Here is an 18571-nt window from a genome sequence, read left to right on the forward strand (position 1 = left end):
TTACGCCTCCCTTACGGTCAGTTCGGCCATTTGCGTATCGTTTACGCTGCTGCCGATATGAATATGGAATTTTCCCGGTTCAACAACAGGCTTCAAGTCACGACCAATATACTGCAGTTGCTCGGCTCCGATTTGGAATTCCACGGTCTGTGTCTCTCCAGGCCCCAGGTTCACTTTTGCAAACCCCTTCAATTCCTTGCCGGGACGAGTCAGTGAGCTGACCACGTCAGCGATGTACATCTGTACAACTTCTGCACCTGCATAAAGGCCGGTGTTGGTCACATTCACCGATACCGTAACTGAATCACCGGCTGTGATGGACACATCACTCAACTGAGGTTCACTGTACTCAAAGGTGGTATAGCTTAGTCCGTATCCAAATGCATATCGTGGCTCCAAATCCTCTTCGAGGTAACGCTTGCCGCGGGAACGTTTGCCGTTATAATAGATCGGTAACTGACCGACATGCTTCGGAATGGAGATCGTCAATTTACCCGATGGATTCACATCACCGAATAAAATATCTGCAATGGCATGCCCGCCCTCTTGACCCGGATACCACGCCTCCAGAATCGCATCGACATGTTCATCCACCCAAGGTTCAGTGATGGGACGACCATTAATGTAAACAACGACAAGCTTCTTGCCGAGCTTGTGAATCTCCTGAATGAGTTCCAGCTGTACTCCGGCAAGACCCAACGTCATCCGGTCGATCCCTTCGCCGCACTCCATATCGTTCCATGAGTTATCCGAGACATTGGAAGCGCCCGTTTTCAGATCGATCGTTCCTTCTCCAAAGTCACGTGCACTGGAGCCACCAACCACCATAATGACCGTATCTGCCTGGCTGGCAACTTCAAGGGCACGCTCGAACCCTTCTTTCGAATCACCTTTAATCCTGCAGCCCGGTGCATAGAGCACCTCAGAAGCATCACGCTCTATATCGCTTGCCCCATTCATCGCAGCATGATGATCTCCATATCCAGCGGGATGTCCATCCTCTTCCTGCATCCTATGACCTTGACGATCATCGACCTCATTTGCTTGCCCATCCACATGACTAGCTAGCTTACTGCGAATCCCATCCAGTACCGTCGCCACTTTCGACTTTGGTTGCGGAGATGTGTAATCACCCAGTTGATTGTAAGCCTGGTCTGCATTGGGACCAATGACGGCAATCCGGCCCACATTTGTTATCGATAGAGGTAATGTGTCAGCCTCATTTTTGAGAAGTACAACACCTTCCGCAGCCAACTGGCGTGCCAGCTGAACATGCGCTTCACTGCCAATGACTTCCTCTGCCCGATCGGCATCTACATAAGGCTGTTCGAATAAACCCAGTTTGAACTTCAACGCCAGCACGCGAGAGACAGCCTGATCCAGAACCTGCACATCAAGCTTGCCTTCTGCCACCGCCTGCACCAGATATTGCCCAAACATCTCACCGGACATTTCCATATCGATGCCTGCCTCAATCGCCTGTACGGAAGCTTCCATTCCATCTGCCGCGACATCATGCCCACTTGCCAGCATGTTGATCGCACCACAATCCGTAATGACCAGACCGTCAAAGCCCCAATCCTTACGCAAAACATCTTCCAGCAATTCCGTATTCACGGTGCAAGGCGTGCCATCAATTTCGTTGTACGCTGGCATGATCGACGCAGCGCCAGCTTCCACCGCTTTGCGGAATGGATACAGATCCACTTCCAGCAGTTCGCGCCAGCCCATATGTACAGGCCCTGCATTACGTCCACCTTCCGAGCTGCCATAACCAACAAAATGTTTCAGCGTTGCCGCTACTGTATCTCCATGGTCAAGACTTTCACCCTGAAGCCCTTCTACGGAAGCAACTGCCAGCTCTCCAATGAGAAACGGATCTTCACCGAAACATTCCTCCGTACGTCCCCAGCGCGGATCACGCACAACATCCAGTACCGGAGAATAGGTGACCGCACCACCTTGAGCACGTGTCTCCCGTGCTACTGCCCGGCACATCTCCCGATACAGATCCACATTCCAGGTGCTCCCCAGTAAAAGAGGGACAGGATAGACCGTTCCGTCAATGGCCATATGACCATGCGAGCACTCTTCCCCGATCAGAATGGGAATCCCCAGTCTGGAATGTTCTATTGCATAACGTTGAATCAGGTTAACCGCCTCAGCGCCTTCTCTGGCGGATAGTCCATTTTCCAGCGTAACGCCAGTCCACGGATCTGCGCGAAGCGCACCATAAAGGGAGCCGATGCCCCCATTTTCCACTTGCTGCTTAAAGGATTCATTTAACGTGATGTTCCCTTGATCATTCGTATAGGTCTGCCAGCCAAATGGCTGAGTAAGTTGGCCTACCTTTTCTTCCGTCGTCATCAGGCTCAACAGGTGTTGTACCCGTTCTTCTATGGCTTTGCTTTGATCCTTATAAGTCATCAATCTGCATCTCTCCCATCCTATAGCGTGATCCGGCTATTCTTTGACCGCGCCCACCGTCAGACCTTGTACGAAATAACGCTGGAAGAACGGATAAGCGAATATAATTGGCAACGTAGCAAGCACAACCATTGCCATTCGGGACGTATCCTGCGGAATGGACTGCATGGCTGCCAGACTCATCGAACTGTTAGCAGAGTTCTGCTGGATAAACTGGATACTCGACTCAATCCGCATTAACATGGATTGCAGCGGTACCAGATTCGGATTATCGATATATAATAGCGCATTGAACCAATCATTCCAGTAACCGAGTGTACTGAACAACCCGATGGTTGCAAGCCCCGGCAAGGAGAGTGGAATCACGATTTTCATAAAGGTATAGAACTCACCGGCGCCATCAATTTTCGCCGATTCAATGACTGCATCCGGCACACTGGTGGAGTAGAATGTACGCAGGATCATAATATAGAAGGCATTCATTGCCAGCGGCAGAATTAGTGCCCATATCGTATCTTTCATTCCAAGCAGCTGGGATACGACCATATAGGTTGGAATCATCCCACCGTTGAACAACATCGTCAGAATCGCAAAGATGGAGAAAAATCTCCGATATCTGAAGCTCTTGCGGGAAATCGCATACGCATACAGCGACATGAGAATCAGACTGATGATGGTACCAAGTACCGTCACCAGAATGGTCACTCCATACGCCCGCAGCAGCGTGTCCCCACTCTGCCAGACAAACTGATATGCCGCGAGACTCCATTCTGCCGGAATCAGACGATACCCATCACGGGCCAGTGCTTTCTCGTCTGTAAACGAGATGATAACTACAAATATAAAAGGAAATACACAGATCAGAGCGAATAGACCTGCGATGATGTTCATGATCACGTTCCATCCGCTGGATACGTGGTGGAAGTCGCGTTTTTTAACAAGCCCTGCTTGAGCCATAGTGGTTCACTCCTTTCACTGTCCTAGAATAGGCTGCTATCTTTATCTACTTTGCGAACAACATAGTTGGAGATAATAACAAGCACAAAGCCCACCACGGATTGATACAATCCCGCTGCTGTACTCATCCCAATCTCACCACTAGTTTTCAAACCACGATATACGTACGTATCAATAACATTTGTCACGGAATAAAGCGTACCCGAATCCCTTGGCACCTGATAGAAGAGTCCAAAGTCGGCATAGAAAATGCGGCCTACGGCCAGCAAGGTCATAATCGTGATGATGGGAGACAGCAACGGAATCGTAATATTGCGAATCTGCTGCCATTTGCTTGCTCCATCAATCATGGCTGCTTCATACAGTGATTTATCAATCCCCAGTATGGAAGCCAGATAGACAACGCTGCTATAACCGATGGTTTTCCATAACGCTACAAATACCAGAATATACGGCCAATATTTCGCCTCAGAGTACCACTGAATTGGTTCCATCCCAAACCAGCCGATAATCTGATTCAACATCCCGCGGTCCATGCTCAAGAAGCTGAATGCGAAGTAACCAACGATAACCCAGGATAGAAAATACGGCAGAAACATGCCGGTTTGATACAGTTTGGCGAGTCGTTTATTCACTAGTTCCGAGAGCAGGATTGCCAATGCCACAGCAAATACCAGTCCCAGGAAGATAATGGCGATGTTATAAAAGAGGGTGTTGCGTGTAATGAGCCATGCGTCACTTGTGCTGAACAGGAATTTGAAATTGTCCCAGCCAACCCATTCACTCTTCATCAGACTTGCCCAGAACCCTTCACGGCTGAATCGATATTCTTTGAAAGCAGCCACTGTGCCCACAAGTGGCAAGTAAGAGAAGAAGAAGAACCAGATGGCGCCTGGCAGCACCATGAGCAGCATGACTCGGTTTCTAATCAGGTTTTTCAAAAATGTAGTCATTGTGGAGATCCTCCTTCAGGCTTGAATGAAAAAGGACCGGACGCGATAAGCAGCCGCCCGATCCTTACGATGTACTGTTACTTGTTTTCCGCTCTCCAGGCATCCAGCTGGCTTTGGGCTTCAGCCATTACTTTCTCGAGTCCGGCTTGATTGAACTTCTCAATCACTTGATCCAGATTGGCTGCCGGGTCCAGTGTACCTGTCATCAGTGCTGCCCAATATTGCTCTTTCACGTTCTGTACCGCCGTTAGTTCGGCAGATACATTGCTTGCATCAAAGTTAAAGCTGAGGATCGGGGAATTGACACCTTCAGCGTTAAACTTCTTGAACTCATCCCATTTGTTATCCGGGTCATTGCTGTTCAGATAGAGCAGCATGTTGTTCCCAAGGGAGTATGAAGGCATATCGTAGTTTTTCGATTCAGGCAGATTTTCCATATGTGTGTCATCCACTTTTTTGTAGTGTGTGCCCTCAATACCGGAGTCCACCATATTACGCAGCACAGGATCTGTATTCAGCAGGTTCAGGAATTCCATTGCTTTCTCCGGATATTCCGAGTTGGCCGAGATGGCCATGATGGAGCCTTGTACAGATGTATTTGTTATAATTGCTTCACTTGCAGGTGTTGAAACAACTTGATAACCGTAACTTGCAGACCATTGATTGTCCGCGAGCGGTTGAGTCTGTGCACGATCCAGGAACCAGTTGCCCGATGTTGTCAGGTCGTTCGTGGAACCTGTTGTTGCCGCTTCTGCCGATACATAACCGGCTTTGTAGTACTTGTGCATCGTGGTTAGTGCTTCTTTCATTTCAGGTGTTTCCAGTATGTTTACAAGCTTATAGTCTGTTGTATCCAGCTTGATTGCCATTGGCAGATTCTGAATGACATAATCATATGGCACGTAGGGAACATAGTTTTTATCCATGGCAAATGGTGTTACACTCGCCTCGTTTTCCTTGATCGTTTTGAGCAGAGGCTCCAGACTGTCTAACGTACGAACGCCAGAGATGTCCAGCTTGTATTTATCAACCAGCATTTGGTTAAAGCGCCATACCTCTTGTTGTGGCAACTCTTTGTTGGCTGGAATTCCGTAATTGTGTCCATCTACCTTGGAACCGCTGAGGAATGCAGGATCAATGGTCTTGGTAAGATCCTGACCGTATTCAGCAAGCAGGTCATCCAGTTCGAGGAATGCACCTTTTCTGGCATTTTGTACATAATCGAATCCACCAGAAGAAGTGAACAGAATGTCCATTGGCTCACCGGATGCTACGTTAACCTGCATCTTCTGCGGGTAGTCACCCCAGTCAACCATCTTCATGGTTACCGTGGCATTAATTTTCTCTTTGGTATACTTGCTCACTTCTTCCATCACTTTGTTGACGTCTTTCTGAGGGGTACCGATGGTATACCAGATCAACTCTACCGCGTCATCTCCAGCTCCCCCGGATTCTGAAGCATCTTTGCTTCCTCCACAGGCACTAAGAACAAGTGTAACGGCCATTAACAATGCAAGAACGAGTGAGAAGCGTTTTCTTTGTTTACTCATTTCTTTGATCCTCCCTTTTCGTGTTCCCTTAGGCTCTACTTACTAACTGCTTTAACCTTATCGAATGAAAGCATTTACAAAAAGAAGATAAACTTAAGTTTTCGAGGTACAAATTAAAGAGAAATCATCCTTGGACAACTATTTTGTACCTGTTTAATTAAATCGCTTACATGAAAGAGACATGCCGGGTAACGTATGCCATGTTTTTCATCCATGCCATTCCTGTTCCCGATATGTCTCTTGGCTCTCTGTCCGCATAGTTGGATCTACCCGTCACCGAATTAACCAAACACCTTGAAATCAGTCGGTGAAATCCCTACATATTTGCGGAACTGTTTATAGAAATACCCCGTCTCCCAATACCCCACATTTCGGGCGATCTCATGTACCTTCAGATTGGAATTACGTAGTTGCTCCTTCGCACGTTCAATCCGGTATTTGTTGATATATTCGGCAAACGTCTCCCCGGTCTCCTTATGAAACAATTGTCCCAAATACACCGGATGCAGATGATAGTGGGCACCCAGCAGCTTCAGGGAAAGCTCTTCTGCGTAGTGTTTGTCGATATGCTGAAGCACTTGGTTTACAATCGGATTCTTCAGATCCTGGAATAGGGATTGGATCGTCTGCGACCCAACCTGCTGAAGCGCCCGCACGAGTTCATCAAAAGTGCCACTGTCCAGTACAAGTTGAAGCCCTTGTTGGTATATGGCAGACTCATCCGAGTGTTTGATGCTCTCCAGTTCCATTTTGAAGCGAATCACAACTTCCAGTGCGGTATTCTGTAACTCCCCAGGCGTAAGCCCATCGCGATGCTGTTCAAAATCCATACGAATCCGGTCGGCAAGTTGTTCTGTATTGCGGGACAGAATGAGTTTGGCGTATTCCCTCCAATCAATGAAAAAGGTCGCTGTTGAACTTCCGCACCTTTCCAGTATGCCATGGTCGATGACTTTAAGGTCGGGATAAATCATCACATACTGTAGTGCTTTTTTGGCCTCCGCATAACTGGTCGGTGCATGGTACAGCCCTTTCATCAATCTGCCTGCTCCAATGCGTGCCGCGGGATGGGTTACGGTTATCTCATCAGATAATGCCTGCAGGCCATCCATCAACTTCCGTTCCTCGTCACTCGTACCCTGAATATTGGCAATAATGACGATGTCTCCATCGATATCATGAAATACGTTCAGATGGCGTTTGTCTCTAAGCATCTCTTCTACACGTTCAAACATGCCGGGTACTTGCCCTTTATCACGCAGGATGGCTACAGCAACGTCAGGTGCATCCAGCGAAAGATTCATAAACTGGGCACGTTCTTCAAATTCGGTAGCTGCAATCTGTCCCGTAAGCCACCGATGAAGAATGTTATCTTTCAGAATCTGAATGCCATACGCATCATCGGCTTGAGGTGAAACCATATGATCCAGCTTGGACGCTGTGTTGCTCAGCGTGGATTCCAGTTCCTCCACATTAATCGGTTTGAGCAGATAATTTTCGATCCCCAGCTGCATACCTTCCTTCAGATATTCGAACTCATTGAAACCACTGAGGATAATGACCTTAATCTCAGGTTGTACTCGCCTTGCTTCCCGAATCAGGTCAAGACCATTCATGAGTGGCATGGATATATCCGTGATCAGAATGTCCACAGGCTGAGAAGAGAGCGCCTGTAACGCTGCTTGCCCATTACCTGCATGGCTCACAATTTCCATTCCAAACGAAGACCAGTCCACAATATCGTATAAACCTTCAATGATGAATGGCTCATCGTCCACAATAAACACCTTGTACATGTTAAACACCTGTCCCTTCTGTATGTGGATAACGCACCCTGATCCGTGTTCCTTCTCCGAGGGTGCTCTCTATGGTGATACCGAACTCTGGCCCATACAGGAAGCGCAATCGACTATGGACACTGCGCAGCCCGAACATATGACCGGACTCTTCAGGACGTTCCAGTTCTTCAAGGATTTCCGTCAGGCGTGCCGGATCAATGCCTTTGCCATTATCTTTGACTTCCACTTGCACCACATCATCCGTCTCTTCCACAACAATCGATAATCGGTTATCCGAACGTTCTGTCTGAATGCCGTGTACGACATAATTCTCAATGATGGGTTGCAGCGAAAGTTTCACCACAGGGTGTTGATAATATGCAGCATCGATCTGGATCGTATATATGAAAATATCCTTATAGCGGATTCGGAATAACTCCAGGTACAAACGGCAAGCTTCCATCTCATCCTTCAGCGTATAATTCTTCTTTTGCTGTACCAGGCTTTTGAACAATACGGATAGACTATAGATCATCTCGCCGACATCTCTCGCCCCCTGGGATATGGCCCTCATCCGAATCACTTCAAGTGTATTGTAGAGAAAATGAGGGTTGATGCGAGCCTGTAATGCGACCAGCTCGGTCTCCTTCTGTTTGATCTCGGCTTTGTAGACCCGTTCAATATACAGATTTAGCTCGTCCAGCATGTCGTTGAAGCTATGGGAGATCTGCCCCAGTTCATCATCACGCGGATCGTCGATGCGAGCCGTAAAGTTGCCATATTTCACTTTTTGGGTGAAGCGAATAATTCGACGGGTTCGTTTGGCAAAGTTAATAATGAAAAATGCTGGAACCAGCACAGCAAATAAAATACACACAATACTGATCGAGATGATGGTATTGCGAATGCCCGCATAGGTTTCAGCCATCTCTTCCACCGGAACGGTACCAATGACCACATACCCCTGATCGGCGGAGACAAACTTGTTCACGTACATGTTCTGCTCCTTTTTCATTGAATCCATATCTGTCTGATCAAACAGCGAATCGGCCACATTCACGTAGGGATACTTCTTCCCGTAATAATGATTGTTAGAGTCAAACAACACTGTCCCTTTCGCCGATAACACCACGATTTCTCCCTTGAGATTACTCTCGTAGTTATCCAGCGCGTTACCGATTCCCTCCGAGTCAAAGAAGACAAGAAATTGGCCCAGATTCCGAAGAGTCTGTGTATTGTTAATTGGTACGCGGATGGAGTAGAGCGCAGGATCCCATTGATTGATCTCTTTGCGAATCCAGTAATTGGGTGCACTGATATTGGGCGTTTCCATCGCCATCACGTCCGGAATATAGGAATGAGCTACATTGGCGTCCAGCTTGCGGAACTGCTTGTGTTGATTAAAGGTAGACAAATCCTGCTGCTCAGCGCTATACAACATGAGTTGGTTAATCTGCGAATTGCGATCCATAATATTTTGAAAATGTTTCAATACATCGGCCGAATAGTCATCCTGATTGGCGTAATATCCATTGGTCATGTGCTGAACATATTCAGCGTACGAATGATTCATCAGGTAAGTAATGTTGGCAGAAAGTGCCTCATTCTGATGCATGTCCCTCACCATGTTTTGTACCGATTCATACTGCTGATGAATGTATCGATCCACATGTTCCATCGCCGCTTTCTGGATCGCCAGTTCCCGGCGAATCGTGGAGTCGGACACTGACAGGAAGATAATATAAGACAATGTAATAATCGTGACAATCGATATCATCGAGAAAATCAGGAGCATTTTCATAAACATATTATTTTTGAAGAAATTATTGTAAACGCTAACAATTTTCAAGTCGCATGTTCCCTCCGATGCTGTTTTCCTGACTATATAAGTTGAACTAAAGATTACTTACACTGACACTACGATGACAGAATAACCTTCCAATCGCTGTTATCCCCAGATTTTTTCGATTCCCTTTTCCCAAGGGAAAATCCGGTGATAAAGGCGAACGCTTCGCTTCTTCAGGTTTTTTCTGTCCTCTCCGTTATCGTGTAAAAAATTAGTTCAACTTATATAGAATTATATCATTTGGCTTCTGACATTAACTTGTCACCTGCAACTTTTCTTTAGTTTATATCTGTGTTTCTTTAATTTCACCCTATTTAAAAACGCTTTCATCCACTATCGTTAACCATAAGTTTAGCTTTGTGTAAAAGAATACCTTACATTCATTCCACTTGAAGGAGGAACAGCATGACACGCAAACTCAAAGCAAAAGGCATCATTCCCAAGGTAACCGCCATGGTCCTTACTACGGCTCTGCTTGGACAAGTTGTTGCATCATCCGTTTATGCAGGAGACACACTCCCTTACACCGGTGAAAGTGCCAAAGGGGTGAATCAGCCCTATCAACACGGGTACACCTCGGCCCAGATTCTGAACTGGACACCGGAAAGTGATATCCATGGCGATTTACTTCGTGCCCATGTTCCCTTGCAGCCCCGTAATGAAGCGTTTGCTGCTACACAGGCATATCCTGAGCTTAGTCCGGACACCCAGCTATTTACGATGAGTGGTGATTACGGCAATGCATTCTTCGATAGCACACCTTATACCAATGAATTCAGCCAGTATCTGTTTAATTATTGGCAATATACAGACTACTACAGCTATTGGCACGGCATGGCCTCTGCGGGAGTACCTGAGGAGCTGTATGACCCGAGTAAAGAATGGACGGAGAAATACTTCGAGTTTGGTATTTTGAACATTCCGAATCCGGCCTACACCAATGCAGCCCACAAAAATGGCGTTAAGTCCATTGCCAACATCTTTTTCTCGGACAATGACCGTGGGCCACAAACCTATAAACAAATGCTGATCCAGGATGAAAACGGTAATTTCCCTGTGGCCGAGAAACTGGCCGAGATGGCAGAATACTACAACTACGATGGATATTTCTTCAATCAGGAAGAGGTTGCCCGGGGTGTAGCCCCGGAGGATATCGCTTCCTACAAGAAATTCATGAAATATCTAAGAGATAAAGGCCTGTACGTTCAGTGGTATGATTCCACCATCAATACAACAGGTAAGATTCAATACCAGAACCAATTCAATGGGCTTAACAGCCCCTTTGTACAGGATTCCGTTCTCGGCAGAGTCTCGGATTCCATCTTCCTGAACTATGTATGGAACCATAAGATGCTCCGCGATTCCCGTGATCATGCCCTTAGCTTGGGACTTGATCCACTGGAAACCGTATTTGCTGGTGTCGAAGGTGGACATGACAAATTCGGCCGCTGGAAGCAATCCTATGACCTGCGCCATAATCTGGATGAGAACGGTCAACCCATGAATAGCATCGCGACATTAGGTGCCGACTTCACCCACAACGCTCTGGATGAAGAGATGGGCGATGGCAGCACCAATCATCGTGCGGAAGATGAGTACCAGTGGATGACCTTTGTACGTGATCGTGCCTGGTGGTCTGGTCCAAATCAAGACCCGACAGATGCACGTCGTAATGCGTCTGCCGATCTGTCGGATGTGTATGCTTCCGGTGCAAATTGGGATGGAATCGCTGCGTATCTGACCGAACGCTCCGTTATCAACGGCCCTAATTTTGCAACAAGTTTCAATACAGGCCACGGTCTGAAATATTATGAAGACGGCGCTGTCTCGAACGATAAAGAATGGTCCAATATCAACATTCAGGATATCCCTGTCACCTGGCAATGGTGGATGGATAGTGAAGGTGACAAGCTCAGTGTTGATTTTGACTACGGTCCATCTTACGAGAAAGGCGCAAGGTACACATATGACTCCATTGGCGCGTTTAATGGCGGTAGCTCTCTCGTGGTGAACGGTACACTGAACGCGGAGAACTTCCTTCGCCTCTACAAAACCGACCTGTCCGTCAACGGACAATCGAAACTGGAACTGACGTATAACAAACCGTCCACTAGCGACACTTCTTCCCTGCATGTTGGGTTAATCTTCGAAGATGATCCATCCAACGTGGTCAATGTGGAAGTGCCTCAGTCAGGTCAGCATACCGAAGGCTGGAAGACAGCTACATTGGATTTGAGTGCATATCAAGGCAAGACCATTGCCGCTGTGGGATTATCCTTTGACCCTAATGGCGAGTCAATTGAGAATTATCAGATGAATATTGGTGAGATCCGTATGTTCGACGGTTCAGCGGCTGTACCGGATGCACCAACCGGGTTCCATATTGCCAAAGCACTGACCAACACCGATGAACTGGTTGTCTTCTGGGACATGAAGGACTATTCAGAGGTCAAACAATACAATTTATATGAAAATGGTGCCTATGTTGGCGGCGTGTATGATTCCACTTTTTATATCAAATCGCTAAAACAGCCATCTGGTGAACTGTCCATTCGTGCGGTTGGTGCAGATGGTACTGAGAGTGAAGCAGCGGTCCTGCCTTATGATCTGAATGCAGCCGTTCAGAATATCGATGTGAAATTCAAAAAGAATGGCGATGCCATCGTAAGCTGGAAAAACCCGAAAAAGGCAAAAGAATCAGGCAAAGACAAAGATAAGAATACAGATAAGGACAAGGATAAAAATAAAGACAAAGGTAAAGGCAACGAGTCGATTCAGCTCACACTAGAAACAGAATACACAAAAGAACCTTTCACCAAGTCACTTCAGGTCAAAAAAGGAAAACAATCTGCCGTCCTAACCGGACTTCCGACCAATGGTGAACATTACGTGCTGAACATCGCCATTGGCGGGCAGAACCCGGTAACCCATACCGGACAGCTCGCAGATCTTCAGATTACACCATACGCCAAGGAAAAGGTCACGGTAAAAGATGGAAAGTACACACTTGCCCTGCCCGATCTGGAGGACTGGTACAAGATCTATGTATATGAAAATGGGGTGGCACGCGAGTTCGGAGTCACTTACGTTTCGCAGAAATTCCCCTATATCATTCGGGGAAGAACAAAGCTGAGTGAACTGACCTTCACACCTGTGTCCAGCAGCAGCTCTTTGAAGCTGGTCATTGAGGATTATGCGGGCAATCAAGCCACGACAATTTTGAGGTAATTATAATTTTCATGCACGCCTGTATGCTAGTTGAGATACGTACAGCCCTTCACTTCCAAAAGGAAGTTGAAGGGCTGTTCTTTTTGATCTAACAATAAATATTCTGCCCAACAGCTATTAAACAGCATTTTCCGTTAGCCTAGTTCTTCGGATAAAATTGAAGATAAATGCTTCCGCAACCGCTTTTTGTCTATTTTATCCACAGCTGTTCTGGGCAAAGCATCAACAATGAACAGTTGAGTCGGCCATTTGTACGGAGCAAGGTGTGGCTCACAGAACGCCCGCACCCGTGTCAGATCCAAACTTTCACCATCCCGTAACACTATGAAAGCGACGAGTTCCTCGCCTTCGTCGGTAAGAGCATGTCCGATTACGGCTGCCTCGCTTACCGCCTCATGGGTCAAAATAACATGCTCCACTTCGGCACAGAACACATTGGAACCGCCCACAATAACCATATCCTTCAAGCGATCAAACACATAAAGGTAGCCTTCTTCATCCAGACAACCGACATCCCCAGTTCGGATCCAGCCATCGCGCATGGTCTCGGCACTAGTTTCCAACCGGCGCCAATATCCCATCATGGTCTGTGCACCTCGAACAACGATTTCTCCAGCCTCCCCCGTCATTATCTCACATCCGTCCGTATCTAATATCCGAACTTCGAAGGCCTGCTCACCCTGGGCAGCCAGATCAGCAGGCCGACCTACGGATCGAAGGCGATGAGGATCCTCCATATGCTGAGCAGGAAAAAGACGGCTTATGGACATTCCACATTCCGCTTGTGAGTAGTTATTCACAATGATAACTTCAGGAAATTGCGATACGACCTCCTGTAGTGTATCCGGGGAAATAATGGACCCTCCACAGCCAATAAGCGTTAGGCTCTTCAAATTTCTCCCCCCGACGGATGCCTCGCGGGTAAGATCACGGAGCAGTTGGCCTACTGTGCTGAGTTGTGTAATCTGATCACGTTCAACAGCTTCCATAATGCGGTGTACATCTGCCGGGTATTCGTCTAGAAATACAAGACAGCCCCCGGCAGCCATGGTCGCCCACAGCTGGAACTGACCCACCAGATGGGATAAATTGAGCACTAACACACGACGCTTGAGATCATGACCGAAGCCTGCAGAAGGCGTAAGTTGATTCCAAGCAGCCATTCCGCGATGCGAATGCATGACCCCTTTTGGCCGACCAGTTGTCCCGCCCGTATAAATCAGAACTGCCGTATCGTCTACACTTCGTTTGAAATGGTCTTTTGGAGAGAACGCGGGTTCCTGCTGTAAAAGAGCAGCGAGCGAACTGCTATTCGTCCCTTCTACGTCTGTGGTGAACAATTTTGGACAATACCCAAGAAGCTTTACCGTGGCAATAGCTTCGTCAGCATGTTGGTCATCATGAATAACCATATGTGGTTCTGCATCCTGAAATATCGCAGCGAGTTCAGGCACTGTTAGCAAAGGAGACGGCACGAGCGGTATAGCACCGATTCCAACTGCTGCATAAAACGCAACGACGAGTTGGGGATCTGGATCACCTAAAAGAGCAAACCGATCGCCCGCCCGGAGACCTTCAACATACAGGGCATGACCTAGTCTTTCAACTAAACCGTAAAGCTCCCCATAACTCATCGTTTGGCCATGTCGCATTAACGCAGGTTCCTCAGGGTACAGACTTGCTGCAATTGGCAATCGTTCGGATAGAAGCAAGCAATTACCCCCAACATTTTCATTTCCATTTATCCGTTAAGAAAACTATGGAATAAAAAGAGAGTAGCATATATCTGGAATAATAAGTAATCATTATCCCCTATTAAAACCATAAATTCTCCTGATATTACAGTTCTGCCCACAGACGATCCTTGCCGTTAACCTACTTGCTAGCTTAATTAGGTAGATCAAATTGGGCTGCTTTTTAAAAAACTGAAATCCAACACTTCTGGTTATCATTACGTTTATTTAGTAAACGAGTACCGGAGGGGATTGTCATAAAAGTAAAGACAATTTATTTTATTATCAGTGTTGTAGCGTTATTTTTACTATCAGCTTGCGCAGGTGGTGTTACTGGCTCTAGTCAGCAGAATGAACTAGGTGAACCTTATCGTATGGCGTTGGAGGAGTTAATTTCAACAGATACGACTCTTAATGAAAACATGGAGTATATCTCATTGGATTTTAATATAGGAATTCCATTAAAGGATTTTGATAAGAAAAGCATTGAGGATTATCTTCACAGCAAATATAACGTAAAAATTTATAACCTAACCTATGAAGAATTGATTGAAGAAGGACTGTCTGAACAGTCTGAGAACACGCTAAAAGGGATTTTACTGAAAATTGAAAAGCAGGAGAAGCAATCAGATAATAACATTGCCATAGAGGTCAGTAAGTATCGTGCAAATGAGGGGTCACTCTCTGCAAAAATAACTTTAACCTATGAGAAAGGTAAATGGAGAGTTGCTACCCATACTCCTACAAGGGAACGTTAAAGGAAATAATTTCTTTTACCAGTGAGAACTAGGAAAAGTTTATTATGACATTATGGAAGTAGCCCTTTAGGGCTTTTTTTTCGTATTTTCTGGAGCATATACCATCCCTAAAGGTATACCAATAAGGACCGTTAGCAGTTTTGCAACGATCCCTATTGTCATCCGTTAGTTTAATGAACCTCAATTATGCATTTGAATAATTAATCGAAACCACTCCTGGTTAACTACGGAACGAAGGATTACCCCAAGTCCCCGAAGAAGAACTTTGGCTCGTGCTCCTAGTTTGTATCCTCCCATAGTTGAACCGAAAAGAAGTATCTTTATATACTAAAAGTGAGGCCTTTACATCTAAAGTAATCTTCAACTTGTTTAATTCTTTTCCAATATACTTAACAAAAAATTCATAACGTCTTTTTAACCATTCAAATAATCTACTCATGATGTTTGTAATAATTATACATATATGAGCGATCCGGTAGGACGTCCAATTTTTTTTTGAAATAATCCCAACCTTTATTTCGCCTGGCACACTATATAATTGTCAGGAATTACAGATGCAACTATGGAGGCAAAAAATGGACTCAATTGGTAAAAACGGAAAAGAAGCGGCGGAAGCGATTCGGAGCTATGTCAAACCGATTTTCGGTTTTGCGTTAAACCGGGTCAAGCAGCGGGCCGAGGCGGAGGATCTGGCTCAGGAGATTATGCTGCAGTTGTTGAAATCCTTCTCTGGGGTGCGGGACATTAGAAGCCTTGACGCTTACGTCTGGACGGTTGCCCGATACACTTGGGTGAATTGGTTGAAAAAGCGTGCGCACGCTCCCCAAGCGATTGAAATCAACGGCATGTCCGAACTGTCTGCCGCCCCTTCCCGGGAGCCGCTTGACCGGCTGCTGGTAACCGAAGCTTACCGCGAACTGCGCCGAGAAGTCGCGTTTCTATCCGACATCCATCGCCGGATCGTAGTCATGCATTACTACGACGAGCTTAAAATCGGCGATATCGCGATTGCTCTGAACATTCCTGTCAACACGGTGAAGTGGCATTTGAGCGAGGCTAAAAAGAAGTTACGGAAAGGGATGAAACGTATGCGTGCAACAGGAACTTTAAGTGTCAATCCGGTCAGCATGGGGGAAATGGGCCATTCCGGTTCGGCCGGCAGTCTAGGCGAAACCAACGATTTTCTTGGACGCGCCTTGGCGCAAAATATCGTTTACGCGGCTTATCACAAGGCGCGTACCGTACATCAAATCGCGGAGGAGCTAGGAATGCCGCCGTCTTTACTGGAAGGCGAAGTCCGGCACCTGGCCGATTACAATTTTCTCACCCAAACCTCTCCCGGCAAATATCAAAGCAATACCATCGTCTGGGACCTCTTCGAGTTGGCTGTAGCCGGTCATCAATTTTGGCAAGATTGCGCCGCCGAAGTGGCCGATGTTCATTTCGACGCGTTAATGGAAGTTCGCCAGCAAGTCGAGGATAGCGGAGTGTACGTTCCGGACGGCGACTATAACTTCCTGCTCTGGACCTTGCTGCCCAAGAACGTCGAGGAGCAATCATGGCGGAGCATGCCGGCGGGCGAAAACTTCGATGCGGTCGCACCAATGCGAAAGGACGGAGGTCAGTATATTGCCTATGCGGCGTTAAACCAGAGCCACAGTTCCGATCCGGGTTTTGATTTGAGTAGTTACGTCACCTTCGGTCCGTCGCTCCGCTACGTCGAAGACACTCCCTTATACTTGTGGCAATTTAATACGTACTGGAGCGACCGCCAGATGGATTGGCGTTTCCTGGAATACCGGAATGTCGAGATTTGTCATGCGTTCCAACAAGGGGAGCTGCCCGACAACGAAGAGAACGCCGAGCAATATTCGTTCCTGCTGGAGAAGGGGTACATCCGCAAGACGGAGGAGGGGTACAAGTTCAATGCGGTTTGGATCGACTCTCCGCAAACGTTGGATCGGTTGAACAAGGCAATGCCGGATTTGTCCGCTCTGTATGCGCCTGCTGTCGGCAAGCTCTACGATAAAATGCTCAACCTGTTCCTGCAAAATCAGCCGAAGCATTTGGAGCCGCAGCTTGCTTACATGGTGAGAGGCAACACCGGCGGAGGCCGGCTTGTCGCTTATATTTTGAAGCATTTGATCGATAACGGGAAGTTGAAACCGCCGTTGCCGCATCAGCAGAAGACGATTTCAACCTGGATGGGGCCGGTCAAGTAAGTCGGTTCGGAAATGTATACGAAGAATAGCCGTTCCCGGGCGGTGGCCATTTTTACACAAAACTCTGTCTGTCCAACGAAGTGATTAGGACATCGCTATTTCAACGTGGCCCCCTCCCAACCTAACTCCGCCCGTCCCTCTTTCAGTTTTACGGAGATCATTTTCCCTCCTGTACATTAAAGTGGGTTATTGTCTATTAAATGAAAAATGCTCCCGTACCTGTGGCTAAAAGGTACGGGAGCATTTTAATTAGCTGTTGAAGTAGTGCGATTGTTCGAGGTCGGGAATCAGTGCGGGTTGTACAGGGCGCCATCCCAGAAGTTCCTGAGTTGCAATGCTTGATCTCGGGATATCAAGCATTGCAAGTGTGCTGAGAAAGCCGAAGTGGGTCTCTGCCTCTTCACGTGAAATACTGACTACAGGTACGTTCAGTTGCTTACCTATAACACTCGCGATGTCGCGGAATGGCACACCTTCATCTGCGACACCATCCAGTCTTGCACCGGCGGGTGCCTCTTCTAACGCAAGTCGGTATAAATGTGCGGCATCAAGGCGGTGCACAGCTGGCCACCGATTGTTCCCCTCTTCTATATAAGCTGAAAAGCCCTTTGTTTTGGCAATATTGATTAGTCTTGGTACAAATCCTGTATCACCCGCTCCGTGTACTGACGGACAAAGCTCTACAATCGATGTCCGCACTCCGCGCTCTGCCAGCGATAACACTACGTTCTCTGCTGCAGCTCCATTTGCGTGCGTAGTGATTACGAAGGGTTTACCAGATCCTTCAAGTGCTGCTCCCATCGCTTCTACGGCATGCAGATCTGTTGTGAGTGCTCCAGCGAAGTTCGAGAAGTCGTGGTTGAATGCCAGATGAATGACGCCTTCCGCAGCAGCCACGCCACTACGAAGGCTGTCGAGATCCTCGATGTCACCACGGTGAACTTCGGCCCCAGCCTCTTTTAGTTTCGCAGCGCTATTGTCTGAGCGCACAAGACCGGTGACCTGATGACCGGCATCAATGAGTTCGCGGATGACAGCGGAACCGATATAACCTGTTGCTCCTGTTACGAAAACACGCATTAAGAAATCCCCCTTAAGCTACTATCTATAATTGTATAA

Annotated in this window: 11 protein-coding genes; 3 read left to right on the top strand and 8 right to left on the bottom strand. The window is 47.1% G+C overall.

What is annotated here, in order from left to right:
* From NZ043_RS03620 to NZ043_RS03645, 6 genes are all read right to left on the bottom strand, one after another.
* The gene (locus NZ043_RS03620) at positions 1–2427 is read right to left on the bottom strand and encodes a glycoside hydrolase family 3 N-terminal domain-containing protein (RefSeq protein ID WP_339312639.1); all 2427 of its coding nucleotides are present in this window, start codon (positions 2425–2427) and stop codon (positions 1–3) included.
* Between the two features lie 36 nt (positions 2428–2463).
* Entirely contained in the window at positions 2464–3384 is a 921-nt protein-coding gene (locus NZ043_RS03625; RefSeq protein ID WP_339310695.1) for a carbohydrate ABC transporter permease, read from the bottom strand.
* 23 nt (positions 3385–3407) lie between these two features.
* A complete protein-coding gene (locus NZ043_RS03630) occupies positions 3408–4337 on the bottom strand; it encodes an ABC transporter permease subunit (protein ID WP_036605780.1) in 930 nt (309 codons plus the stop codon).
* A gap of 77 nt (positions 4338–4414) precedes the next feature.
* Positions 4415–5887, bottom strand: a complete 1473-nt coding sequence (locus NZ043_RS03635) for an ABC transporter substrate-binding protein (protein WP_036673370.1) — start codon at positions 5885–5887, stop codon at positions 4415–4417.
* 281 nt (positions 5888–6168) lie between these two features.
* Positions 6169–7683, bottom strand: a complete 1515-nt coding sequence (locus NZ043_RS03640) for a response regulator transcription factor (RefSeq protein ID WP_339310697.1) — start codon at positions 7681–7683, stop codon at positions 6169–6171.
* A 1-nt stretch (position 7684) separates the two neighbouring features.
* Entirely contained in the window at positions 7685–9472 is a 1788-nt protein-coding gene (locus NZ043_RS03645) for a sensor histidine kinase (protein WP_339312641.1), read from the bottom strand.
* A 444-nt stretch (positions 9473–9916) separates the two neighbouring features.
* Here NZ043_RS03645 and NZ043_RS03650 point away from each other — a divergent pair, with 444 nt between their 5' ends.
* Positions 9917–12739, top strand: coding sequence for an endo-beta-N-acetylglucosaminidase (locus tag NZ043_RS03650; protein WP_339310699.1), 2823 nt, complete (start codon positions 9917–9919; stop codon positions 12737–12739).
* A gap of 134 nt (positions 12740–12873) precedes the next feature.
* Here the strand turns inward: NZ043_RS03650 and NZ043_RS03655 are convergent, their stop codons facing one another.
* On the bottom strand, positions 12874–14451 hold the full coding sequence (locus NZ043_RS03655; protein ID WP_339310701.1) for a class I adenylate-forming enzyme family protein: 1578 nt from the start codon (positions 14449–14451) through the stop codon (positions 12874–12876).
* 395 nt (positions 14452–14846) lie between these two features.
* Between NZ043_RS03655 and NZ043_RS03660 the strand changes: the two genes are divergently transcribed.
* Positions 14847–15230: a hypothetical protein gene (locus tag NZ043_RS03660; protein ID WP_339310702.1), complete on the top strand. Its 384-nt coding sequence runs from the start codon at positions 14847–14849 to the stop codon at positions 15228–15230.
* A 575-nt stretch (positions 15231–15805) separates the two neighbouring features.
* Positions 15806–17452: an RNA polymerase sigma factor gene (locus NZ043_RS03665; protein WP_176873021.1), complete on the top strand. Its 1647-nt coding sequence runs from the start codon at positions 15806–15808 to the stop codon at positions 17450–17452.
* Between the two features lie 249 nt (positions 17453–17701).
* On the opposite strand, the gene NZ043_RS03670 is transcribed toward NZ043_RS03665, so the two are convergent.
* Positions 17702–18532: an SDR family oxidoreductase gene (locus NZ043_RS03670; RefSeq protein WP_133387030.1), complete on the bottom strand. Its 831-nt coding sequence runs from the start codon at positions 18530–18532 to the stop codon at positions 17702–17704.
* Positions 18533–18571: the final 39 nt, after the last annotated feature.

It is taken from the genome of Paenibacillus sp. FSL k6-2145, from assembly GCF_037976585.1.
Taxonomy (GTDB): Bacteria; Bacillota; Bacilli; order Paenibacillales; family Paenibacillaceae; genus Paenibacillus.